The organism is Blastocatellia bacterium (genome assembly GCA_025054955.1).
In the GTDB taxonomy this organism is placed as follows: domain Bacteria; phylum Acidobacteriota; class Blastocatellia; order HR10; family J050; genus JANWZE01.
In genome coordinates, this window is sequence record JANWZE010000045.1 from 1 (window position 1) to 23,230 (window position 23,230).

Consider the following 23,230-nt stretch of genomic DNA (forward strand, 5'->3'; position numbering starts at 1 on the left):
GCACTGGACGATTTCAGGCGCCTCCGAGCGAAGTATTTGATCTATCCGTGAAACAGCTCGCCGGCCAGAAGTTGAGGCGTTGTTCATACCGTCGGTAACGACGCAGGTGAAACGATGAAATGGAGCACAGGCGGGAACGCCTATGCCACAATCCCAGTGGAGAAGCTCGATGAATTATCTCGCTGGTTTGTTATGTCTGAGCATGACGTTGATCGTCGCCTGCTGTGTGGAGACTTCCATGATGGCTTCCCTGCGCCAAGCGCCTACCGGGCAATTCCGCGCCTTCTGGGTTGATGCGTTCAATCCCGGATTCAAAACGCCTGAGCAGATTGACGCTCTCATCACTCATGCCAAACAAGCGAATGTCAATGCGCTGTTGCTGCAAGTGCGACGACGCGGCGATTCATATTACCTGAACTCATTGGAACCGCCCGCGCAGGATGCGAGCTACAATCCGCAATTTGACGCGCTTCAGTATGCAATTGAACGCGCTCGCGCCAACGGTATCGAGGTGCATGCGTTCGTGGCCACGCTGGCCATCTGGCAGACAACATTCGGCGTGCCCGCCCATCCCAATCACGTTTACAACCAGCATGGCCCAACCAAGACAGGTCGTGACTTCTGGCTGACACACGATCAGACCGGCGCGCTTGCGCCGGCTGGAGGCGGTCGGATTTACCTTGATCCCGGCCATCCTGATGCCGTTGACTATACCGTCAACGTGCTGGTGCATCTGATCAAGCATTACGAGCTTGACGGCCTGCATCTTGACATCATCCGTTATCCCGAAGGCGGCAACTGGGGCTACAATCCGGTGAATATCGAACGGTTCCAGCGCCGCTATGGTCGCGCGGCTGTTCCTTCGCCTGCTGATCCTGACTTTCAACAGTGGCGCCGCGATCAAGTGACGAACCTGGTGAGGAAAATCTACCTGCATGTCATCGCCATCAAACCTCACTTGAAACTTTCGATGGCCGCTATCGCCTTTGGCGCCGCGCCGGTGACCGAATCGGATTGGCGTGCCTCAGCCGCTTACGCCGAGGTTTACCAGGATTGGCGAGCCTGGCTCGAAGAAGGCATCATTGACATGGCCATCGTCATGAACTACGACCGCGAACATAACACAACACAACGAACATGGTTCAACGATTGGATCGAGTGGGATAAGAATCATCGCTACAATCGTCACGTGGTGATTGGCATCGGGGCATTCCTTAACAGCATCGAGGGAAGCCTTGCGCAAGCGCGCCGCGCGTTGCTCATGCCGTCACGTCAAGGCGCCTGGGCCGATGGCATCGCTTTTTACTCGTATGCGACGACGAACGCAGCGGCGCCCCCGTCGAATATCATCCGCCCCAACACAGAATTTTATCGCGCGCTCTCACAACCAACATCCTACGATCCGGTTCAACCGCCCATCTTCGCCGATCCTGCGCCGACGCCACCGATGACATGGAAAACCCACCCGACACAAGGACACGTGATGGGCACAGTCAAATCTGCCGACGGTCAACCGGTTGATGGCGCATTGATCGAAATTGCATCGGCAAGCAATTCATCAATCAAGTGGGTTCAAAGCGATGGCAGCGGCTTTTTCGGCGCTGTCGGGCTTGAGCCGGATTCATATCGGATTCGCGTCAGGCGAAACGGAGTTGCTACGGCATCGGTCACAGCCCTGATTGCTGCGGGGCAAGTCACCATCGCCAATTTAAGAATAGAGCACTAACGCTGCCTCCGACGATCAGTTTTCGCTCACGGTCGAGCTACCGACACTGGCGCTATCTTGACTCACCCCAGTACCGGACACAATGCTCTCGCACGCTCAGGCGATTGACACTTGCTATCTTGCTGGTGACGCACTTCGCGTCAGGCCGTGGCCGACAGGATACAGTCCGGGCAGACTCGTCGGCAGTTTGCCTGTTATAGGAATTTCCCCCATGATGGCGCGCACGGCAGCGCGTTCAGCCTCCGGGTAATACTCGTAGGTAAGCATGTAGCTCGGCAGCTCAGGAACAAACGACAGCACATAAGGGCTCCCGAACACAATGAAGATCACTGGCCGTTCCAGCTTGGACAGCGACTTGAGCAGATCAAGCTGCCACTGATTTAGATCAATCGTGCCCTTATATGCTGAAACGCGAATGAACGCCGTGACCACAACTGCGTCTGAGGCGTAGGCCAATTGCTTGATGACTTCGATCGTGTCCTTAGTGGTTTTATCATCCACATCAACTTTGATCGTCTGCCGGTGTCGCTGCATCAGTTCCTGAGCAAATGCATTTCCCGGCCTGCCCTCGCGCCAGCCTTCGTCAAAGTCTTTGACATTGACATACAACAGACGCTGATCCGCGTTCAAACGAAGCGGCACAGCTTCTTTTTCATCCCGGACCAGCGTGATGGCTTGTTCGATCATGGCGCGCGCCAGTTGCGCGTGTTCGAGATTGCCCACCACTGTGTCAAGTTGGGTCAGATCAACGAAGCGATTTTTATTCAGTCCCAGTCTGGCTTTGGCTTGCAAAATCCTACGCACCGATTCGTCCAGGCGGGCCAGCGGAATATCGCCGGATTGAACGGCGCTCTTGAGCGCGTGAAACGTCTTCTCCACATCAACCGGCAACAAGATGATGTCAGCGCCGGCCCGAAAGGCGCGTCGCGCGGCATCTTCCGGCAGGTAGCGATCAGCCACGCCTTTCATCACCATCGCGTCGGTGAAGATCAATCCGGTGAAGCCCAGCTCCTGCCGCAACAGGTCTGTGGTCACGGTCTTTGAGAGCGTGGCCGGCAAGCCTTGCTCTGGCTCCACGCGAGGGATATAGACGTGTGTCGTCATGACAGCGCCCACGTGGGCTTCAATCGCGGCGCGGAATGGCGGCAATTCCACTTGATTCAACCGATCTCGACTCACGTCCACAACAGCCAGCTCCAGATGCGAATCCTGACTCGTATCGCCATGTCCGGGAAAATGCTTGGCAGTGGCGATCTGGCCGTGCTCTTGCGCGCCGCGGATATAAGCTTGTGCCATCCGCGACACCAGCGCCACATCTTCGCCAAACGAGCGAATGTTAATGATCGGATTGCGCGGATTGTTGTTGACATCCACGACGGGATAGAAATTGACATGGATGCCCATTGCCCGACCTTCAATCGCGGCGATCCGTCCAGCCTGATAAGCGAGCTCTTGACGACCGCTCGCGCCCAGTGCCATGGCGCGTGGCAGGCGCGTCGCTCCTGCCATCTGATAGCCAGGCCCTCCTTCCAGATCAGCGGTAATCAATAACGGCGTTTTCGCTAATCCTTGCATTCGATTCACCAGGAGCGCCAACGAGGCCGGGTCGCCGCCGAAGGCATGATACCCACCCACGTGAAATTCCTTGATATTGCGTTCAATCACCTTGAAGCGCTCGCTATCTTTATTGGTGAACGTTGACGTGAGAGCGGGAAAGATCACCTGACCGACCTTCTCGTCAAGCGACATCTGGGCCAGCGTCTGCTCGACCCAATCCACATTGGGCGGCACAGGTTTTTGACGGCTGCGCTGCCCTTGAGCCAAGCCGATGAAGCTCGTCAACAAGACGACGCTCCACAGAAGAGCCATTCGTTTCATTGCAGACCTCCATATTTGATCATACAGGCGCGCGTAAGTGTATCGCCACTGCTCGGTCGTGGCAAACGGATCGGCCTGTTGATCGTCCCGTAAGCGGCGGCACAAACACGTTGATGCAGCGGCAACGGCCGCGCCGACGATCAGCGGCAGCGCGGCGCACCGCTGCTTGTTTATGACAACCTCACGCTTGACATCCTGAAATCACTAGCTACGCTTGGGCGCATGACGCTGTTAATCACCGAGCAGGTTAACCCAGAGACAGTCGGTATTGACGAAGTCTCCACGCTGGAATTAGTCAGGCTCATCAACCAACAAGATCAACGTGTGGCCGCTGCGGTTGCAGACGAGTTACCTCGTATTGCTGCGGCGATTGACGCCATCGTTGAGCGATGGCAACAGGGCGGACGATTGTTTTATGTCGGCACAGGCACAAGCGGACGTTTGGGCGTGCTGGACGCCGTCGAATGCCCGCCCACGTTCGGCATTTCGCCTGACCGCGTGCAAGCCATCATCGCTGGCGGGTACGAAGCCTGCTGGCGCGCTGTTGAAGTTGCAGAAGACGATCCGGACGCCGGCGCTCAGTCCATCATCGAACGAGGCGTCACCGCGCAGGATGCCGTCGTCGGCATTGCGGCCAGCGGTCGCACGCCGTTTACAATCGGCGCCCTCACACAGGCGCGGGCACTCGGCGCATTGACCATCGGCCTCGCCTGCAACCCTGAACCAGAGCTGGCCACCGTGGTGCATATCTGCATCACGCCCGTCGTCGGACCGGAAGTCATCGCCGGCTCGACCCGCATGAAGGCCGGAACGGCGCAAAAAATGGTGCTCAATATGCTCAGCACCGGCGTCATGATTCGCCTGGGTTACACCTATGACAATCTGATGGCCAATCTGCAACTGAAGAATGAGAAACTGCGGCAGCGCGCCTGTGGCATTTTGCAGGCTCAGTTCGGCATGAGTAAGCAAGAGGCTATCGAATTACTCAGCTCAGCTCAGTGGGACTTGAAAGTGGCGTTTGTGATGCGGCAGGCTCAGGTCACTGCCGATCACGCCCGCGACGCGCTGGCAAAATCCAATCACTCCATTAAGCGAGCCCTTGCTCTTTTGAACCGAGTGGATAAGCCGTGATTGCTCCATGATGGCCAGCCGCGCCGCTCACGCAGGACGATCACTGAGCGATTGCCAGCCGCGCCGCTCAAGAAGCCAGAAGATGATGATGCCGGCCAGCGCTCCCAGCGCGAGATAACTCAAGCCACTCTGCCACTGACCAAATACCAATTTGCCGATGCCGATGAGAAACAGGTAGACCAATCCACAGCCCAGCAACCAACTCACAAACAAATCGCCCAACTGACCAGGCGACTCAACGCCTTCCTGCTGCGCGATGCGTCGCCAGCCAGGACCATCGGGGCGCACGCGCCGATAAAATGACCGCAACGTCTCATCCGGCTCCGCCGGCGTCAACCACATCACCGTCATCCAGATCAACGTCGTCGCGCTGACGGTGATCAGCATTGAAGCAGCGAAACCGCGCGGATCATCAGCGCTGAACTGAGGAAACTGTTGCACAATCAAGCTCACGATGAGCGCCCCAGCCATCGCGCTGATTTCTGACCAGGCATTGATCCGCCACCAAAACCAGCGCAGGATGTAGACCAGCCCCGTTCCCGCGCCAAGACTGATCAGAATTTTCCACGCTCCTTCCACAGTTTCCAGATAGTACGCAACCACCATCACCATCAACGTCACGCCAACTGTGGCCAGGCGAGAAACAATCACATAATGGCGCGGCCCGGCATCGCGCCGAATGAATCGGCGATAGAAATCGTTGACCAGATAGGACGCGCCCCAATTCAGTTGCGTGGCCACCGTTGACATGTAGGCAGCGGCAAATGACGCTAGCAACAACCCACGCCACAGCGGCGGCAAATGGTCTACCATGACCCGCACGTATCCAGATTCTTTATCCGTCAGCTCCGGATAGAGCGCCATCGAACAGAGCGCCACCAGAATCCACGGCCACGGTCGCAGCGCATAATGCGCGATGGAAAACCAGAGCGTGGCCAGCAAGCTGTGCTTCTCATTTTTGGCCGAGAAGATGCGTTGCGCCACATAGCCGCCGCCGCCCGGCTCTGCGCCCGGATACCACGAAGCCCACCACTGCACGCCGAGATAGACCAGCAACGTGGACAGCGGCATCCAGGCAGAGTCTGTCCCCGGCCAGACCGCCAACAACGACTCGGTATCTCCATAGTGCTGCTCGAGCCGAGCAATGAGTCCATCAATCCCGCCCAGCACGTTCAGGCCAAAATACGCCAAAGCGACCGAACCGATCATCGCGATGAGAAACTGCACGGCGTCGGTCACCAATACGCCCCAATAGCCCGATAGCACCGAATAGAGCGCAGTCACGCTCATGCAAATGAGGATCGCTTGCCACTTGCCCACACCTAACGACAATCCGATCACCTTGGCCATGCCAAGTGTCACCCAACCAAGAATGATGCAGTTGATCGGAATGGCCAGGTAAAGCGCCCGAAAGCCACGCAGGAATGCAGCCGGTCGGCCAGCATAGCGAATTTCGACAAATTCAACATCGGTCATCACGCCGGCGCGCCGCCACAGCCGCGCATAAAAAAAGACCGTCAGCATGCCGCTCATGACGAAGTTCCACCACAGCCAGTTGCCGGCCACACCATGATTGGCGACCATGCCGGTCACCGCCAACGGCGTGTCAGCCGCAAACGTTGTGGCGACCATGGAGGTGCCAGCTAACCACCACGGGACGCTTCGATCGGCCAGAAAATACTCATCCACGTTCTTGCTGGCGCGACGAGTGTAATACAACCCGACCAACAGCGATAAAACAAAATACGCGACGATAATCAACCAATCGGCAACGGTCAGTTTCATAATGGTGGAGGCGCTACTCTAGCACAAATGATTGCCCGTCGTCAGTGGCGCGAGGCGCGTGTGGTCCGTCGCGACGTTGCGCTATACTGGAGTCCGTATGGGCGAAGAAATCAGCAAGACGCTGCTGGAGGCCGGCGCTGAAGCCGAAGGCATGCGGTTGGATCACTTCCTGGCTCGGCGCATGACAACAGCCGGACGTTACGCGCTCAGACAAGCCATTGCCAACGGATTGGTCACCGTTAATCAACAAGCGCGACGGCGCAGCTATAAGCTCAAAGCCGGCGATCTGGTCGAAGTCTCTACACCAATTCCCTGCTCACACGCATTCATCCCGGAGGCAATTCCGATCACCGTTGTGTTTGAAGACGAACATATCCTCGTCGTGGACAAGCCGGCTAATATGCTCGTCCATCCAAGCAAGAGCGTGCGCTGCGGCACACTCATGAATGCCTTGACACACTACTTGCAACAGCACGATCCATCGGCTCGTCCCGGCCTCATTCACAGGCTCGATCGGCACACCTCCGGATTGATGGTCATCGCCAAAACTGAGCAGGCGCACCGCGTCCTCTCTCGGCACTTTGGCAAGCGCATGGTCACGAAAAAATATCTGGCGCTTGTGCACGGCGTCGTTGAACAAGACCATCTGGAGATCCGACTGCCGATCGCATGGACCGGCGAGACATTTCCTCACTGGCACGCCTCACCCGAAGGGCGCCAGACGTTGACCATTGTGCGAGTCATTGAACGCTTCCGCGCGTTTACGTTGCTCGAAGCGGAACCCAAAACGGGGCGCACGCATCAGATCAGGATTCATCTAGCGGCGCTGGGTCATCCGCTGGCCGGCGAAGAGCTTTATGCCCGGCAAGAGTGCGAGTCGTCACTTCTGCGCCGCCATTTTCTGCACGCCTCGTTTCTCCAGTTTCGTCATCCACGAACTGGCCAATGGCTTTCTTTTACCTCGCCATTGCCCGAAGAGCTTGATCAATTTATTCGCCGCTTGCGCCAGAACGCTAGCGCGTGAACTGCGTCAATCAGCTTTACAGGCCTCCTGGAGATGGCTATCATGCCGCAAAATGCAATTCAACCCAATTCACCGCAGGAGTCGTCCCTATGCGATGGCGCGCCACGAAGAATGAAAATGGAACACAGGCAGGAACGCCTGTGCCACATTCTCAAGGGAGGGCTTTGACGCGCAAGAGTGAATCTCCAATGCACCTGTTGCACTTGGTATTTCTTTTCATGTTGATTGGGTCTTCATGGTATGTTCACGGCCAAACGTTCCGTAGTTGGATCGCCGGAACGATGCTAGCCCCGGCCGGCGCCGCTGAGATCCAGGCCGGCACGCCTCAAGATGAATCTACCTCCCACATGTTGGATGGCATTCCCCAATCGAACAAGATTAAAGAGGTTCCCATTGACGGGCGTGACGCACGAGATTTTCAACGCGCATCCCGAGCGCAAGTGGAGACGCTGGAGCAGGCGCCAATTCAGGCGTTAGAGCTGGGTTGTGCAGCAAGAAAGGCCATCACGCAGGATCAAACAATATCCTACTCGCTATGGAATGCACCTGTCCCTGGGTGCACCGCTGAACGATAACTGGATATGCCAATGCTGCCACGAGTCGCGTTCCAACACTGCCAGATTATCCTGCCTGATGCGGTTCTGACCGACGGAGCCGTTGTAACAAACGGGCGCGGTATTGAGCATGTGTCGCCGCGTTGGGATCAGATACCGGCGGTTGATCAAATCCTCGACCTTGGTGGACGGTATCTTGCTCCCGGCCTGATTGATCTTCACATTCATGGCTCCAACGGCGTGGATGTGTTGGATGCCACCGCCGATCATCTGGCGACGCTCTCCCGCTTTCTGGTGAAACAGGGCGTCACACGCTACTTGCCGACGACAGTCCCGACGGACGAAAGCAGTTTTGTCCGGGTCATTGAGGCGGTCAGTCACTATCGCCAGAGGCAACCAGTGAATCTAGCGCAAGTCCTCGGCATTCATTTTGAAGGACCATTTGTCAATCCGTCTCGTTGCGGCGCGTTGCGCGTCGAATACATCCGCGATTTCTCCTCGGCGACTTCGGCTGATGTCTTTCTCGATCACGCTCTCACAACACAAATTCCTATCCGCATGATGACGGTTGCGCCGGAGATTCAAGGCGGATTGGCGCTGATCCGCACGCTTGCCGATCACGGTTACGTCGTTTCAATTGGACACAGCCAGGCCTCGTTCGAGGTCTGCGAGGCAGCCAGCGCGGCGGGCGCTCGCCACGTCACTCATTTCCCCAACGCGCTCGCGCCGCTTCATCATCGGCAGCCGGGCGTGTTCGGCTGGGCCTTGCTCAACCAAAACGTGACTCTCGACGTGATTGCCGATGGTCATCACGTTGACTGGCGCGTCATCGAACTGATCAACCGGCTTAAGGGTTCGAATCAGATGGCGCTCATCAGCGATGCCATTGCGCCTGCCGGACTGGGCGACGGCGTGTATCAGGTGTGGGGCGAAACAATCGAGGTGACAAACGGGCGCACGCGCAACGCAAGCGGGACCATCGCTGGCTCGGTCATCAGCCTGTGGGATGCTGTATGTAACCTGTGGCGACGTGGTTACCGCCTGTCGGACCTCTTTAAGATGGCATCGCTCAGTCCGGCTCGCGTCGTCGGCATTGATGGGTTGTGTGGTTCGATTGAAAAAGGAAAACGCGCCGACCTCATCTGTTTCGACGAAGCCGGCGCGATCCATTTCGTCATGGTGAACGGGCAGATGGCTTATCAGGCAACGTGAGAATGCAAGACGCAGCGGCTGACAAGATCAATCTGGCGCGAGCCGTCTTGCAACGGCAGTTCGGCTACCACGACTTCCGCGAAGGACAGGCCGAGGTCATCGCTGCCGTGCTGCAAGGGCACAATTGCATCGTGGTCATGCCGACCGGCAGCGGAAAATCGCTCTGCTATCAATTGCCCGCCTTGCTGCTGCCAGGGCGAACGATTGTCATTTCACCATTGATCGCGCTGATGAAAGATCAAACAGCCGCGTTGCAAAACCGAGCCATCACCGCCTCGTTCATCAATAGCTCGATCCCGTTTGAACAACAAAAAGAGACGCTCTCAGCATTCCTGGCCGGTCAACTGCGCATTTTGTACATCGCGCCAGAACGATTTCGCTCAGCCTATTTTGTGAATGCGCTCAAACAGGTACCACTCTCGTTATTCGTGGTGGACGAAGCGCACTGCATTTCCCAGTGGGGACATGATTTTCGACCCGATTACCTTCGGCTTCGCGATGTCATTCAAACCTTGAATCATCCGCCCGTCATGGCGCTCACCGCGACAGCCACGCCACACATTCGAGTGGACATCGCTGAGCAACTGGGCTTGACGCAGGCCGATCATTTCGTCGCCGGCTTCGACCGCAGCAATCTACACCTGAGCGTTGACCAGACAAAAACACAAAAATCGAAGCTGGCCGCGCTGGATGGTTTCCTGCGTGATATGTCGGGACCTGGCATTGTCTATGCGGCGACCAGAAAAATTGTAGAATGGTTAGCCCGCGAACTCACCTTCCGACGCATTCGCGCGCTTCCCTATCACGCCGGCCTGACCGCCGATGAGCGCAACCGCACACAGGATGCGTTCATGAACAATCAGGTGGAGGCGATTGTCGCAACCAATGCTTTTGGCATGGGCATTGATAAACCGGATATTCGATGGATTGCGCACTTCAATATGCCTGATTCAATCGAGAGCTACTATCAAGAGATTGGGCGGGCAGGCCGAGATGGACGCCCGTCAACGTGCACATTGCTGTTTGCCCCGAGAGACGTGGTCATTCAACAGTATTTCCTCGAAGCTGACAACCCTCATCCGGAGCTGATCGCTCGCGTCTACAGGTATCTGTGGCAACGAGCCGCGCCTCAACTGGAAATCACCTCAGCGCAAATCGCCGAGGCAATTGATGTCCGTCACGTGATGGCTGTGGGCACAGCGCTGGTCAAACTGGAAAAGGCTGGCCACATCCAGCTCATGCGACGCGGGCATACCGATGAGCAGGCCTATCTGATCCGAATGCTCGACCCAGAACCGCGTGACACGTTGAACATTGATCAAGTGGAATTGGCGCGGCGAGCGGCCTACGATCAATGGAAACTCCAGCAGATGATTGATTACGCTTCAACCGGCCAATGCCTGCGTCGGTTCATCCTCAATTACTTTGGGGACAGGAAAAAGTTGGAGCGTTGCGGCGCTTGCTCGAATTGCCACTCACCCACTCGCCCTCTCCGAACAACTCGACAGCCAGCGCCCACCGATATGGACGATTTCTTCATCGCCCATGCGCCTTCAGGTCATGCGTTGAAAGAATCGTTGAGGCGTCAATCACACAGGCTGCGGAGCCTGCAACGCCAGCAGACATCTCTCGCTCCACAACCATCCGCTCCACAATCGCCGCCCACTGCCGCCGCGTCGAACATTCACGACATGGAAACGGCCCGCGTGATCCTCCAGTGTGTTGCTGCGATGAACTTCCGCTTCGGTCAGAGCACGATCATCGCCGTGCTGCGCGGATCACACAATCAAACAATCAAACGCTGGAGGCTCGATCAAACGCTTTTTCACGGACGACTCGCTTATCTGAAACAAAGCGAAATCCAACAAACCATTGAGTGGCTCATGGCCAATAACTTTCTCGTCATTCAGAAAAAGCAACACACCTACCCGCTGATTGGGCTGACGGAAAAGGGTTGGGAATTGGTCAAGAAATAGCCTTCCGTCGCTCGACATCGCGCATGGCCGCCTCAATGGCATCCACGGCGAGCGTGGCGCAATGCAGCTTGCTTGCTGGCAGACCACCCAATGCTTGATTGATCTCGTCACGGCTGATACGCAAGGCCTGTTCAACAGATCGCCCAATGAGCATCTCGGCAGCAACCGAACCTGCGGCAATGGTTGGCGCGCAGCCGTAGGCTTTGAATTTTGCCTCCTTGATCACATGATCAACAACGAGCACGCTCAATCGTAATCGGTCGCCGCACACCGGATTCGTGACATCGGCGACGCCTGACGGTTCGGCCACTTCACCGACGTGGCGTGGATATTGGATCAATTCTGCCAGTTTGCCCGTGTACAATGTCTATGCTTGAGTCGTCGCCGTTCTTTCCAACGGCGACATGGCGCGCAATGCTTCAACTTCTTGAGTCAGAATTTCGAGAGCTTCATCAATCTCTTCACGGGTTGTGTTCTTGCTAAGCGAAATTCGAATGCTGCCGCGAGCCAATTCACGATCACGCCCCAATGCTAACAATACAGGCGAAGGTTCAATCGAACCGGAGGCGCAGGCCGAGCCGGTGGACACAGCCACGCCGCGCAGATCGAGCCGGATCATCAGCGCTTCACCTTGAATCGAACGAAAGCTGCAGTTGCACACGTTGGGAACGCGACGCTGGCGGTGACCATTAAAAACGACATCCGGGATGCGTCGCTCAATTTCTGTCTCCATGTAATCGCGCAGCTCACGCACACGGTTCATCCACTCAGCGCCGTGCTCTCGCGCCAGTTCAGCCGCTTTGCCCAGCCCCACGATGCCGGGCACATTTTCCGTGCCGGCGCGGCGGTCTCGCTCATGATGGCCGCCGTGCATGTGAGCTTCCAATCGAATGCCTTGCCTGACGTACAGCGCGCCGATTCCTTTCGGAGCATGAATCTTGTGCCCGCTCAGAGAGAGCAAGTCAACGCCCCATTCGTCAACATTGATAGGAATTTTACCAACCGCTTGAACGGCATCGGTGTGCACATACGGATAGGATGTGTGCTGCCGACGCCGCCACGCGGCGACCATCTGACCGATCTCGGCAATCGGCTGCAAGGTCCCAATTTCGTTATTGGCCGCCATTACGCTGATGAGAATCGTGTCGTCACGGAGCGCGCGCTCGAGCTCATCGAGCCGAATCAAACCGGTCTCGTCAACCGGCAAATAGGTGACTTCAAACCCGCGCTGTTCCAGTTGCTGACAGCAATTGTACACAGCCGGATGTTCAATCTTCGATGTGATGATGTGTCGGCCATAATTGGCCAACGCCCATGCAGCGCCTTTAACGGCCAGATTATCAGCTTCTGTGCCGCCGCTGGTAAATACGACCTCGCGGGGATCGGCGCCGATCAACTCGGCTACCTGCGCCCGCGCGGCTTCGACCGCTGCCTTCGCCTTCTGCCCAAACAGATGCACCGACGAAGCGTTCCCGAAATCTTCGACGAAGTAAGGGATCATCGCTTCTAAAACCGGCGGATCAACCGCTGTCGTCGCGCTGTTATCAAGGTAAATTCTCTTCATAGCCCTGTGCAACTTATAGGCTCCACAGTGAGAGCTTGTCAATCTCTTGCCAGTAACAGTGCTGTTAAGCTACAACACCTGCATGAACACTCGACCTTCAGTGATTACGCTGACGACCGATTTCGGCCTTGATGACTTTTTTGTCGGCGCGATGAAAGGCGTCATCTTATCTATCAATCCAGCCGTCCACATCGTTGACATCACGCATACCATCCGCGCGCATGATGTGCGCGAGGGGGCGTTCACACTTGCTCAGGCCTATGCTGAATTTCCACCGGGTACGATTCATGTGGCGATTGTGGACCCGGGCGTCGGCTCCGCTCGCCGGCCAATCATCGTGCTCACTCCTATGCACCTGTTTGTTGGGCCGGACAACGGGATTTTCAGTTTCGTTTACGCGCAAGAGGATGTGCGCGCCATCATTCACATCACGGCGGAGCACTATTTCCGCAAGCCGGTCAGCCGGACATTTCACGGGCGCGACATTTTCGCGCCGGTGGCCGCATGGTTATCGGCAGGCGTTGCCCCTGAATCGTTCGGCCAGCCGATCCATGATCCTGTCCGATTTGAGCTGCCTCAACCTGAACGGATCAGCGCCACTCACATACGTGGACAGGTCATTCACGTTGATCGCTTTGGCAATTTACTCACAAACCTGACCGGTCAACATCTTTCATCGGACGTGGCGCTGCGCGGCGCCACGCTTGTGGTGAATGAGCGGCGCATCACGCGATTTCAATCGCATTTTGCCGAGGCTGCCGCCGAGGAACCATTTGCGGTGGTCGGCAGTACAGGCCGAGTCGAGATCGCTGTTTACCAGGATTCAGCAGAAAGAATTCTGAACGCCTCGGTGGGAACGACCGTGGACGTGTATATCGAAACTGATCACGCGCTCGGGTAACAGATGCCTCACGTGATTACAAGATGAAGCGTTCGGCTAACGGCTCCCTACCTCACGTAGTTCCAACGAGGAACGTTGAGTCTGGCCGATATGTCTGTTCGGTCGGCCTTCCAGTCTCTGCAGGAATCCAAGACCGAATCTGAGCAGGTCCATCTCGCCCCAGTAGCAGCACGAGATTCTTCACCGACCAAGATGTTTATGGCTAACCGTAAAGTGGCTGATGGCGTTGGGGCACAACGTAGTCCGTGCTCGGCAGGTGAGCTTATTCCGCCTCGGTGATGCCCAGTTGCTACGTTATGCCCACGAAGCTGGACGATTTCTTATCACGCGCGATAAGGGATTTGGGCAACTGGCGTTTCTGTCGCAGCAACCTCATTCGGGAGTCATTTTACTGCGAGTGAAGCCAGCGACGCCTACGACCCATCAAGAATTAGAGCGGTTCCTGCATGAGCACGCGGACGAGGATTTGAGTGGGCGCTTTGTTGTCATGGAACCTGTCGGTCACCGGATTCGGAAATCTGGATGAGCGCACTATTGATCTGTCGCGATCTTACGGCTGGGGCAAGTGAGCGCGATACTGGGCAGCCTTCCCCGGCTTGCCCCAGGCTTCGTAGAGGTCAATCAGCCGCTGGAGCGTTTGCTGCGTGTGTCGGTTTCGCCCTCCGCGTTGAGCCTTGAGTGTGGCGTAGCTTTTCACCAACAGCGGTTCGGCTTCGTCATATCGCCGCAACGCCACCAGACACGCGCCGAGTCCGCTCTCGGCCTGAGCAATCCACCAGTGATCTTCAGGTAGTGTTCGGCGCAGAGCGTTGAGGCCATCGCGCAGGAGCGGTTCGGCAGCCTGTGGGTTCCCCTTGTCGGTCAGAAGCACGCCAAGTCCGACCAGTGAAGTAGCAACAGCCGGATGCCCTTCCGGCAATGTCTTTCGTCGCAGCTCGAGCGCCTGTCGGTACAGCGGCTCGGCCGGCGCCAGGTCACCTTTGACGTGCAGCAATCCAGCCAGGTTAAACAAGCTGAAGGCCACCAGCGGGTGCTGCTCGCCCAGCGCTTTCCGGCGGATGGCCAGCGCCTCGCGCAACAGCGGCTCAGCGGCCTCATAATCCCCCTTGTCTTGCAGCAAGAGAGCCAGATTGTTCATGTCAGCCGCCACATCCGGGTGCTCGTTTCCCAGCAATTTGCGATCAATAGCGAGGGCTTGGCGGAACAAGGGTTCGGCGGCTTCGAGCTCGCCCTTGGTGTGTAGCAACGTCGCGAGGTTATACAAGCTGAGAGCGATGAGCGGATGCTCTTCGCCCAACAACTTGCGACGGAGCGCCAGCGCCTCGCGGTAGAGCGGCTCAGCCGCCGCCAGATTGCCTTTGGATTTCAACAGCAACGCCAGGTTATTCAAGCTCTGCGCCACATCTGGATGTTGCTCACCCAGGAGTTTGCGGCGCATTGTCAGCGCCTCACGGAACAGCGGCTCGGCTGCCTCATAATCGGCTTTGTCGTAGTGTAACAACGCCAGGTTGTTCAGACTCGTCGCCACATCTGGATGCTCGTCGCCGAGTAGCTTGCGACGCATCGTCAGCGCCTGGCGAAAAAGCGGCTCGGCTGCCTCATACTGGCCCTTGTCGTGCCACAATCCGCCCAAACTGTCCAGGCTACTGGCTACATCTAGATGTTCCTCCCCCAGCATCTGCTGCCGCCGCTTCAGCGCCTCTTCCAGCAGCGGGGCGGCCTGGTCATACAATCCAAGGCTCTGGTACACCCGACCCATCGTGTCCATCATCGTTGCTTGCACCTCCGGCTGGCCTTTCAGCTCCTTGCCGATTTTCTCTGCCCCTTTGTCTAGAATCTCTCGCGCCGTGATTGTATTGCCCCGGGCTTCGCTCGGATCAGAAACCTTGAACAGGTCTACCAAAAACGCTGACACCTGCTTGGCTTTGGCCTCTCCCTGCTCGGCCCTCTCTAACGCCCGCGCAATCCTGGCCGATTGGATGGCCATGGTAACGCCAAAGCCGATGATAAGCGCCACGAAGGCTGCTGTCACCACGATCCCAATCTTGTGTCGCCCAATGAACTTTCCAACTCGATACCTGACGGTGCCTTTTTGAGCAATGACCGGCAGCCCCACCAAGTGTCGCCGAATGTCTTCTGAGAATTGCTCCACAGACGAGTAGCGGCGTTGCGGCTCTTTGCGCATCGCCATCAACACAATGTTATCCAAATCTCCTTCAAGCTCATGGCGAAGCTTTTTCGCTGTCCGTTGTTCTTCGTCCATTGACCGTTGTTTTTCGTCCGTTGACCGTTGTCTTTCGTCCGTTGCCACTGACCACCGACCACCGACCACTGACCACTGACGGCTAACAGCCGTGCTGGGTTTCTCCGGCTCTTCCTCGCAAATGACCCGTTCAATCTCCTGCAGCGAGTGGCTTTTGAACAGATACGGTGGGTGGCCGGTCAGCAGTTTGTACAGGAGCACTCCGAGCGAACAGACATCGCTGGCCGTCGTGATCGGCTCGCCTCGCACCTGCTCCGGGCTGGCGTACTCTGGCGTCATCGGTCGCAGTCCCATCACGGTGGCGGTGAGCGTCTGAGCATCAGATTCAGGATGCAGCAGCTTGGCCACACCAAAGTCCAGCAGCTTGGGCACGCCGTCGCTCGTGACGAGAATGTTGCTGGGCTTCAGATCACGATGCACGACCAGATTTTGATGGGCGTAGTGCACGGCGGAGCAGACCGTGCGAAAGAGCTTCAATCGCTCTCTAGTTGACAGGGCGTGGGCGTGGCAATACTCGTCAATGGGCTGGCCTTCGACGTATTCCATCACGAAATAAGGCCGCCCATCTTCGGTGGTGCCACCGTCCAGGAGTCGGGCAATGTTCGGGTGATCCAGATTGGCTAGAATCTGCCGTTCGTGGCGGAAACGGCGAATGATCTCGTCCGTATCCATGCCGCGTTTGATTAGCTTGACGGTGACCTGCTTCTGGTATTGCTCGTCAGCGCGCGCCGCCAGATAGACCGTGCCCATTCCACCGTGCCCAATCTCGCGGATGAGCTGATAAGGACCAACCTGCTGCCCGGCTTCTGATGGGGCTTGTTCCTGGGTGGCGAGTGTGACTACGTCCTCTATGGCCGCGTGAACGAGGCTCTCGGCTCGTTCAGCCGACTCTAGCAGCGACTCGACTTCAGCGCGTAGGTCCAGATCCCCGGCACAGACCTCGTCCAAGTACGCCGCCCGTTGACCTGGTTCGCGCTCCAAAGTGGCATAAAAGACATCCTGGATTTGTTGCCAGCGGTCTGGTGTCATAGTGGTTATTGGTCTTGTCTTTTGGCGGCAGTGCTGAGAGATCGCAGGTAGGCGTTCAGTTTGGGAACAAGCTCACTTATGACTGGTTTCCGGTTGTTCACCTGCTCCTTCGTCAACAGCCTACGATTGTAAGCCCGTCTGAGCCTATGTCTGGTTCCATACAGAGAACCTCTGGCAATGGTCACAAACCGACGATTGTCCTGATAGGCGCCTCGTCCAGTTCCTTCAGCGATATTGGCGCCAATACTATCGGCGGCGCGCACGAGTTGTTTTCCCACAGTGTCCTTGGCGAAATCATCCCATTCAATAACGATCTCCCATATACCATCAGCTAGCCGCTCCGCCAGTTGATAAACTTGCAGACCCTCAAAGCTCTTCTTCATCATATTGACTCTCAGACAAGCAACAAATAACAAGTAACAAATAACCAATAACTCTTAACTATTTTTTCATTTCGCGACCAAGCCACGCCATGGCCATTTTCAACTCGCGTTCAACCGTGGCGTGTGAAATACCCAACGCTTCGGCCGTCTCTTCAATGGTGAGCCCCCCAAAAAATTTTAGCTCGACGATTTGACTTTTCCTCGGATCGATGGCGGCCAGGCTTTGTAGCGCCTCGTCCAGTGCGACCAAGTCCGGAGTGCGCTCTTGGGCGACATCGGCTGCTTCCTCCAGCGAAAGTTTATGTTCGCCACTGCCTCGCTTGGCGGCGCGATGGCTTTTAGCATAATCAACCAGGACGCGACGCATCATCTGGGCGGCCACGGCGAAGAAATGGACGCGATCCTGCCAGGTTATATCTTTTAATTCGATCAGTCGGAGATAAGCTTCGTGAATGAGCGCCGTAGGTTGCAGCGTGTGGTCAGAGCGTTCGCCGTGCATATAGTGTTGAGCTAACCGGTGAAGTTCCTCGTAGACGATGGGCATGAGTTGATCCAGCGCACGCTGATCGCCGTTTCGCCACGCCACCAGCAGCCGAGTCAGATCTTTGGTGGATGGATCGGTCATGGCCCCTCCCACCTGTGTTTGTAACGTATCCTACCGAAGGGGTTTGTAACATGTTGACGCGATTCCAGTCAATGCAGGGAATGACACGCTAGTCAGGTCCTATGTACTGGGAAAGGAACTCAGCCCACGAAGTGGGCAACAGAGAGTAGCCCAGCGTGGAGCCACGCGGAAGGCTGGGTGTCGAGCCGCATTAATCGTCCAGCCTACGTAGTGGGCGACAGATTCGGCTGATCTCTGCCGCCCGTTTCACGAGCTCAATTGATTGGTGGTGGCGCGAGCCCAGGGTTCCGCTCCCGCTTCACCCAGGGCTATTCTCTCGCGCCTGCTGCGGCAGGCTTACAGGGATTCCAGTAAAAGTGACCTGCGTAACACCGAAGTTGAGGGCTTGTATTTTCAATCAACCTGTGCTTAACCGGGTGTTTGATAGTAGCTCGTTCTGCTCGCAGAAGTGATCTAGCACCATTTGAATCTTGAACGCGAACTTTGGTTGACGGAGAATCGTCCATGAGCTTCGCGCTCGCCACGAACGATGAAAAAGAAATTCTTTCGCGTCTTTCGGGTTTTTCGTGGGCTATTTTCGCGGAGCGATAAATTCAAAGCACGAAATCCGAAACTCGATACAAATTCCAATGAGCGAGGTCCAAAAGTCAACATATTGAGTCAGGAACTGCCCATGAGCTGAGGCACGCCACAAACGATGAAAATGTAATTTTCCGGCGAATCGCCCATGTGCGACAGCAGGCCACCAATGATGAAAACCTGGGAGCGCCCGCTTCGAGCGGGCTAACCGAGCAGGCAGATGCCCAGGCTCCTAGGGTTTTCGGGGGAGTTGCGTGGCATTTGTGATTCTTGAAGCCGCAACTCATAAACTGAAACCCGCAATCTGCAATCCACAATCGGTATGACACGCATGATATCTGTGAAAAAATCTCGGCGCCGTGAGGGAATTCGGCCCGGAATCTCGCCTTATTAACTGAGGGCTTGCGAGACGCTGGCCCCAAGTGAGACAAAGAAGGGATTATGGAAAAGATTGATTCGCAGACGAGAATAGAAAACCACCATCTTTTTGTTCCACTGGGCTATGGTCACAGGTGCGCTTATGGTCTTCGATTAGCACTCTCCGTGCTCTTGTTAATGGCGCTTATGAGTGCGGGCAGCCACCTGCCTCTCACCAAAGCCCAAGATGAGGCACTGCCTTTGATCTCCGTGCCGTCATTTCGGAATGGACGGATCATGCTGCCACGGGCCAGGGAAACACTTGAGGTGATAGTCACGAACCGGAATGGGATGCCGTTAAGGGACGTGGATGTGATCTTCATTGCTCCCGAGTCAGGCTCGACTGGCACATTTGCTGGAGCAACACCAGCGGGCGCGACTTATTTCCGAACGCGTACCAACGCCAATGGGATGGCCTCGGCCATGTTCACGGCCAACAACATACCGGGCGTTTATTTGGTAGATGCTGTCATCGAAGGGACGGAGGCTGCCACCAGTTTTGCCATCACGAATGTGCCGCGACAGACCCGTCCCAGACTGACAGCCGACGCGGCCCGCCGCCTGGTGAGCAACTGTTGCTGAACACCCGTGAGGATGAAACATTCCGGTCGGCTTTCGCGGGAAGGAACCAGTTGCTGCGGAGCCACGCCGGTTCACACGATTTGAAGTTTGGCCTGACCGATGGCAGAGGGATGTGTCGAGAAGTTCGCCATTGGGTACTTGTCAGGTCATCAAACAAGGAGACGAGACGATGGCTGAATATGAACTGAAAGTTATTCCCAGTTCCACCAAGCCCAATGGAGAGGTGACGGTGGTTATCGGGTATCTTGCAGACCAAGATGAGATTTCGGCCAACGATTATCACCTCGCGGTATACAAGGAGTTACGCGGAGGAAGGTTGGGGAAGAGACAATGGAAAGCAGAGGGAACGATCGAAGGGGAAGGGTGGATCGTGCGAGATTATTTCGATGCTCCCTCTCAACCAGGGAAATATAGGATAGTGGCCAGATGGACATTGGATGGCGAAACCCTTGCACAACTCGACACAGGGCTATCCGTGCGAGATTAGCCGTCTTCGTTATGGGTGTCAGAAGGCTAATGACGAGTTGTTCTCAACGACCAAGCTCAAGGAGGATTAAGCGATGCCAGACATAACTCGAACAGTCAAGGGTGGCGTGGACGAGGATAATGATGTACAGGATGAGATCATTTTCTCGGTTGTGCCGGAAGAGAAACAGCTCTTTCAACATCCAGGAGAAGCTAAGTACGCGGTTCAGGTCGAGAATAATTGGTCAGAGAGCATCCAGGTTCTTCGGTGGCGTGCGGACGTGCAAGGCGAGGGAGAATATGAGTTATTACCTGGGTCCATCGAGCCAGGGGCTCGCATAACAATGGACCACATCATTGTCAGACATGGTGGTGACCCACATCCCAGGGTGCCAATTTTAGAGGTTGAAAAAGTTGTAAAATACAGAGTGGCCATCAGCGAACTGCGGTATCCTGTCGAGCTTCGCGTCAAGGCTGACTGTCAGTCGAGGGGACAGTGAAGGCAACTACGCTCAAGGAGAGAACTATGATGAGCAAGAGCGTTCTCATTTTGCCGACTCTCTTTGCTGTCAGCTTGTCCGCGAGCATCTCAGCTTCTTCAGGAGTATTGGGACGGAGAAGCAGCAACAACGACGGGAACCAGCCCGATTCATTACCTATCGTCAAAGACGATGGGGTTTCACACGGTATGTCCTTAGCGTCCCTGGGGGCGCAACCTTCCAGCGTGCTGCCTTTCATTCAAAGCTTGCAGGCAAGGATGCGTGCGCTCCCAGGAATTTCCGTCCTGGCAGGCGGCAGTGGCACTCATTCAGTACATGAGCAAAACTGTTTGTTCCAATAAGGATGTTTTGATGAATTTAATTCTAAAGACTCAAAAGGAGGAATCAGGTTATGAAACGTACAGTAGTGATGGTTGTACTGATGACGCTTTGTCAAATGTCGATGAGTTTCGCCCAAAGCCCGCAACCGATGAGGTATCAGGGCGTGCTCACGGATGCTCAGGGTCGTCCGCTTCCCGATGGCCCCGTTTCACTCACATTTCGTTTGTATGATGTCGCCGCAGGGGGGACGGCGCTGTGGGAAGAAACGCAGCCGGTGACGGTCACGAGCGGCGTGTTCAGTGTGATGTTGGGACGTGTCAAGCCGCTCGATGTGCCGCCGGAGAAGCCGTATTGGTTGGGGATCACCGTGGGCAACGGCGCTGAGCTGGCCCAGCGTGCGCAACTAACGGCTTCGCGCCGCAACTTGAGGTGGAAACCGCTCGATAACTCGAATCTGATCCCAAATTCTCAGAGATCCCCATGTTGTTGCGAGTGTGCTAGCCAACGAGGAGGTGTCACGAAAATAGAACCCTCCAGCGTGCAGCTAGAAGGCCCAGGAGAAACGAAAGGGGGAGACAGCGTTCTTTCTTATGTCGATCACAAAGTTGTTATTACAAAGAATGCGCCAGGGGGTCAGTCCAGCGCGCCAGGTGAGCTAGCCCAACGTCCTTTACCAGTCGTTCTATACTTTGGACGGGATATGACAGGGAGCAACACGGCTGGGGCGTTCCTCGATGTCTCGGGCATCAGGCCGAGCCTATTTGCCCAAAAAAGGCCGCCTGGGCAATCCGGCAAACTCACCACCACCGACGTCATAAACGAGCAGCAGGAAATTTTGAATCAGTCGGCTGCCGACGCGCAGACTGTTCTGCCTGTGGAGTTGTCCCAATTCTTGCAGCAGCAGCAAAGCAATCCGGCCATCTGGGGACACGCTGCCATGCCCGATACGGGGGCGATTTTAGGTCAGATTAGTTTAACCACCAGCACCTCTTCAGCCGTGCGAGGCGTCCATCAAGGGCTCGGCGTGGGCGTGCTCGGGCAGATCGCCAACAGCATGAGCACGGCGCCCGCCGTGTGGGGCGTCTCCGACGGGACCGGTTCGGGCGTGGCGGCGACCATGACGGGCAATGGGACGGGCTTGCTGGTTGATCACAACGGAGCGACGGGCAATCTGGCAGTCTTTCGCAGCAGCAATGCCAATCGTGTGCGCTTCGACAAAACGGGACGGGGCTTCTTCAACGGCGGCACGCAAAATAGCGGCGCGGATGTGGCCGAAGCCTTTGAAGTCGAAGGGTCCGTGCACGCCTACGAGCCGGGCGATGTGTTGGTGATCTCCACGCGCACGGATCGCACGGTGGAGAAAAGCCGCGAGCCGTACTCCACGTTAGTAGCCGGCGTGTATTCGACCAAGTCCGGCGTGCTGCTGACGGAGCGAAGTATGGACGATGCGCACGAAGACACGGTGCCGCTGGGCATCGTTGGCGTGATTCCCACCAAGGTGAGCGCTGAGAATGGCCCGATCCGTCGTGGTGATTTGTTGGTGACATCGAGCCTTCCTGGCCACGCCATGAAGGCCACAGATCAGAGCCGTTTGGTGGGCGCGGTGCTGGGCAAAGCATTGGAGAATTTTGACGGCCAGGGGACGGGCGTGATCCGCGTGCTGGTCAGCGTCAAGTGAGCAGTGATGGAACACAGTTGGACAATCCACGAATGGCGCGAATAGACGCAAATGGAATGAAGCGGTCTGAGAAACTTTTGGCGTGGATTCGCGCCGATTCGCGGAGTCAATAACTCTTCTGATCGTCAGGTTCCTGGCGCGTTACTTCCTCGTCGGCTATAACCCTCCTACGGAGGCTCAGAGCTATGAGGTCTTTGGATGGACTTGCCGAGCAGATCAACAATCTGTGCAACCAGGAGAATGCCGCGTTGCTTCGGAAGCTTGGCACTCGGGAATACCAAGACGCTCACCGATGACTGCGAGTCGCTATCGAGGCGGGATTGGCTCATGAGGAGAGGCTGCACCAATCCGAAGAAGATGTGCGGGCTAAGCTGCACCAAATCCGTGAGCAAGTCGCCTCCAAGTGCTTTTCAGGTGCATAGCCGGAAGAGCTACGCTGAAGGGCTAGGCTGAATTTCTCCAAACACACTTTGATGCTCAACCCCAATATCTCAATTTTCGGTCTGCGTCCGCAGTTGCACATGAGAGTTGTTTAAGACGCCTTCCTCCTGATCGTCACCTCTCAAGTTCTGATGTAGCGGCGGCTCGTCTTCGCAGGCCAAGGATCAAGCGCACGACAGACTCATACTGAAGCCTC

At 56.3% G+C, this 23,230-nt stretch carries 19 protein-coding genes; 12 read left to right on the top strand and 7 right to left on the bottom strand.

All coding sequences use genetic code 11. From position 1 onward, the window contains the following. Positions 1 to 169: 169 nt before the first annotated feature. Complete coding sequence (locus NZ823_05910; GenBank protein MCS6804668.1) at positions 170 to 1,726, top strand: family 10 glycosylhydrolase; 1,557 nt, start codon at positions 170 to 172, stop codon at positions 1,724 to 1,726. A gap of 114 nt (positions 1,727 to 1,840) precedes the next feature. Here NZ823_05910 and NZ823_05915 read toward each other — a convergent pair whose 3' ends face one another. Continuing rightward, positions 1,841 to 3,604: a glycoside hydrolase family 3 protein gene (locus tag NZ823_05915; protein ID MCS6804669.1), complete on the bottom strand. Its 1,764-nt coding sequence runs from the start codon at positions 3,602 to 3,604 to the stop codon at positions 1,841 to 1,843. Positions 3,605 to 3,826: 222 nt separating this feature from the next. Between NZ823_05915 and murQ the strand changes: the two genes are divergently transcribed. Beyond that, positions 3,827 to 4,735 (top strand): N-acetylmuramic acid 6-phosphate etherase, encoded by a 909-nt coding sequence (gene murQ, locus NZ823_05920; GenBank protein ID MCS6804670.1) that lies wholly within the window; start codon positions 3,827 to 3,829, stop codon positions 4,733 to 4,735. A gap of 27 nt (positions 4,736 to 4,762) precedes the next feature. Here murQ and NZ823_05925 read toward each other — a convergent pair whose 3' ends face one another. After that, a complete protein-coding gene (locus NZ823_05925) occupies positions 4,763 to 6,520 on the bottom strand; it encodes a Na+:solute symporter (protein MCS6804671.1) in 1,758 nt (585 codons plus the stop codon). Between the two features lie 97 nt (positions 6,521 to 6,617). Here NZ823_05925 and NZ823_05930 point away from each other — a divergent pair, with 97 nt between their 5' ends. From NZ823_05930 to NZ823_05945, 4 genes are all read left to right on the top strand, one after another. Next, positions 6,618 to 7,544 carry an RluA family pseudouridine synthase gene (locus NZ823_05930; GenBank protein MCS6804672.1) on the top strand — a complete coding sequence of 309 codons (927 nt, stop codon included), beginning with the start codon at positions 6,618 to 6,620 and terminating at the stop codon, positions 7,542 to 7,544. Positions 7,545 to 7,732: 188 nt separating this feature from the next. Continuing rightward, positions 7,733 to 8,119, top strand: coding sequence for a hypothetical protein (locus NZ823_05935; protein MCS6804673.1), 387 nt, complete (start codon positions 7,733 to 7,735; stop codon positions 8,117 to 8,119). A gap of 6 nt (positions 8,120 to 8,125) precedes the next feature. After that, positions 8,126 to 9,310 (top strand): N-acetylglucosamine-6-phosphate deacetylase, encoded by a 1,185-nt coding sequence (gene nagA, locus NZ823_05940; protein ID MCS6804674.1) that lies wholly within the window; start codon positions 8,126 to 8,128, stop codon positions 9,308 to 9,310. A gap of 2 nt (positions 9,311 to 9,312) precedes the next feature. Beyond that, positions 9,313 to 11,286, top strand: a complete 1,974-nt coding sequence (locus tag NZ823_05945) for an ATP-dependent DNA helicase (GenBank protein MCS6804675.1) — start codon at positions 9,313 to 9,315, stop codon at positions 11,284 to 11,286. Here NZ823_05945 and NZ823_05950 read toward each other — a convergent pair. Both NZ823_05950 and nifS read right to left on the bottom strand, forming a co-directional pair. Further along, positions 11,276 to 11,650, bottom strand: a complete 375-nt coding sequence (locus NZ823_05950; protein ID MCS6804676.1) for an iron-sulfur cluster assembly scaffold protein — start codon at positions 11,648 to 11,650, stop codon at positions 11,276 to 11,278. The two genes, NZ823_05945 and NZ823_05950, sit on opposite strands and share 11 nt — an antisense overlap. 3 nt (positions 11,651 to 11,653) lie before the next feature. Further along, a complete protein-coding gene (nifS, locus tag NZ823_05955; GenBank protein MCS6804677.1) occupies positions 11,654 to 12,850 on the bottom strand; it encodes a cysteine desulfurase NifS in 1,197 nt (398 codons plus the stop codon). Between the two features lie 82 nt (positions 12,851 to 12,932). Here nifS and NZ823_05960 point away from each other — a divergent pair, with 82 nt between their 5' ends. Together NZ823_05960 and NZ823_05965 are read left to right on the top strand one after the other, a co-directional pair. Then, entirely contained in the window at positions 12,933 to 13,751 is an 819-nt protein-coding gene (locus NZ823_05960; protein MCS6804678.1) for an SAM-dependent chlorinase/fluorinase, read from the top strand. Positions 13,752 to 13,968: 217 nt separating this feature from the next. After that, positions 13,969 to 14,277: a DUF5615 family PIN-like protein gene (locus NZ823_05965; protein ID MCS6804679.1), complete on the top strand. Its 309-nt coding sequence runs from the start codon at positions 13,969 to 13,971 to the stop codon at positions 14,275 to 14,277. Positions 14,278 to 14,301: 24 nt separating this feature from the next. Here NZ823_05965 and NZ823_05970 read toward each other — a convergent pair whose 3' ends face one another. Genes NZ823_05970 through NZ823_05980 form a run of 3 tightly spaced genes read right to left on the bottom strand, consistent with a single transcriptional unit; the run spans position 14,302 to position 18,051 of the window. Further along, complete coding sequence (locus tag NZ823_05970) at positions 14,302 to 17,043, bottom strand: serine/threonine-protein kinase (GenBank protein MCS6804680.1); 2,742 nt, start codon at positions 17,041 to 17,043, stop codon at positions 14,302 to 14,304. A 5-nt stretch (positions 17,044 to 17,048) separates the two neighbouring features. After that, positions 17,049 to 17,429 (bottom strand): four helix bundle protein, encoded by a 381-nt coding sequence (locus tag NZ823_05975; protein MCS6804681.1) that lies wholly within the window; start codon positions 17,427 to 17,429, stop codon positions 17,049 to 17,051. A gap of 55 nt (positions 17,430 to 17,484) precedes the next feature. Beyond that, positions 17,485 to 18,051, bottom strand: a complete 567-nt coding sequence (locus NZ823_05980) for a sigma-70 family RNA polymerase sigma factor (GenBank protein ID MCS6804682.1) — start codon at positions 18,049 to 18,051, stop codon at positions 17,485 to 17,487. Between the two features lie 1,287 nt (positions 18,052 to 19,338). Here NZ823_05980 and NZ823_05985 point away from each other — a divergent pair. The 4 genes from NZ823_05985 (at position 19,339) to NZ823_06000 (ending at position 22,593) form a co-directional block, all read left to right on the top strand. Next, complete coding sequence (locus tag NZ823_05985) at positions 19,339 to 19,629, top strand: hypothetical protein (GenBank protein MCS6804683.1); 291 nt, start codon at positions 19,339 to 19,341, stop codon at positions 19,627 to 19,629. Between the two features lie 169 nt (positions 19,630 to 19,798). Continuing rightward, on the top strand, positions 19,799 to 20,116 hold the full coding sequence (locus NZ823_05990; protein ID MCS6804684.1) for a hypothetical protein: 318 nt from the start codon (positions 19,799 to 19,801) through the stop codon (positions 20,114 to 20,116). A 73-nt stretch (positions 20,117 to 20,189) separates the two neighbouring features. Further along, positions 20,190 to 20,594, top strand: coding sequence for a hypothetical protein (locus tag NZ823_05995; GenBank protein MCS6804685.1), 405 nt, complete (start codon positions 20,190 to 20,192; stop codon positions 20,592 to 20,594). A 391-nt stretch (positions 20,595 to 20,985) separates the two neighbouring features. Further along, a complete protein-coding gene (locus NZ823_06000) occupies positions 20,986 to 22,593 on the top strand; it encodes a hypothetical protein (GenBank protein MCS6804686.1) in 1,608 nt (535 codons plus the stop codon). The last annotated feature ends 637 nt before the right edge of the window (positions 22,594 to 23,230 follow it).

Coding starts and splice junctions, on each gene's coding strand:
- NZ823_05910 (MCS6804668.1), top strand. CDS start 170: ATGAATTATCTCGCTGGTTTGTTATGTCTGAGCATGACGTTGATCGTC.
- NZ823_05915 (MCS6804669.1), bottom strand. CDS start 3,604: ATGAAACGAATGGCTCTTCTGTGGAGCGTCGTCTTGTTGACGAGCTTC.
- murQ (MCS6804670.1), top strand. CDS start 3,827: ATGACGCTGTTAATCACCGAGCAGGTTAACCCAGAGACAGTCGGTATT.
- NZ823_05925 (MCS6804671.1), bottom strand. CDS start 6,520: ATGAAACTGACCGTTGCCGATTGGTTGATTATCGTCGCGTATTTTGTT.
- NZ823_05930 (MCS6804672.1), top strand. CDS start 6,618: ATGGGCGAAGAAATCAGCAAGACGCTGCTGGAGGCCGGCGCTGAAGCC.
- NZ823_05935 (MCS6804673.1), top strand. CDS start 7,733: ATGCACCTGTTGCACTTGGTATTTCTTTTCATGTTGATTGGGTCTTCA.
- nagA (MCS6804674.1), top strand. CDS start 8,126: ATGCCAATGCTGCCACGAGTCGCGTTCCAACACTGCCAGATTATCCTG.
- NZ823_05945 (MCS6804675.1), top strand. CDS start 9,313: ATGCAAGACGCAGCGGCTGACAAGATCAATCTGGCGCGAGCCGTCTTG.
- nifS (MCS6804677.1), bottom strand. CDS start 12,850: ATGAAGAGAATTTACCTTGATAACAGCGCGACGACAGCGGTTGATCCG.
- NZ823_05960 (MCS6804678.1), top strand. CDS start 12,933: ATGAACACTCGACCTTCAGTGATTACGCTGACGACCGATTTCGGCCTT.
- NZ823_05970 (MCS6804680.1), bottom strand. CDS start 17,043: ATGACACCAGACCGCTGGCAACAAATCCAGGATGTCTTTTATGCCACT.
- NZ823_05975 (MCS6804681.1), bottom strand. CDS start 17,429: ATGATGAAGAAGAGCTTTGAGGGTCTGCAAGTTTATCAACTGGCGGAG.
- NZ823_05980 (MCS6804682.1), bottom strand. CDS start 18,051: ATGACCGATCCATCCACCAAAGATCTGACTCGGCTGCTGGTGGCGTGG.
- NZ823_05985 (MCS6804683.1), top strand. CDS start 19,339: ATGCCGTTAAGGGACGTGGATGTGATCTTCATTGCTCCCGAGTCAGGC.
- NZ823_05990 (MCS6804684.1), top strand. CDS start 19,799: ATGGCTGAATATGAACTGAAAGTTATTCCCAGTTCCACCAAGCCCAAT.
- NZ823_05995 (MCS6804685.1), top strand. CDS start 20,190: ATGCCAGACATAACTCGAACAGTCAAGGGTGGCGTGGACGAGGATAAT.
- NZ823_06000 (MCS6804686.1), top strand. CDS start 20,986: ATGAAACGTACAGTAGTGATGGTTGTACTGATGACGCTTTGTCAAATG.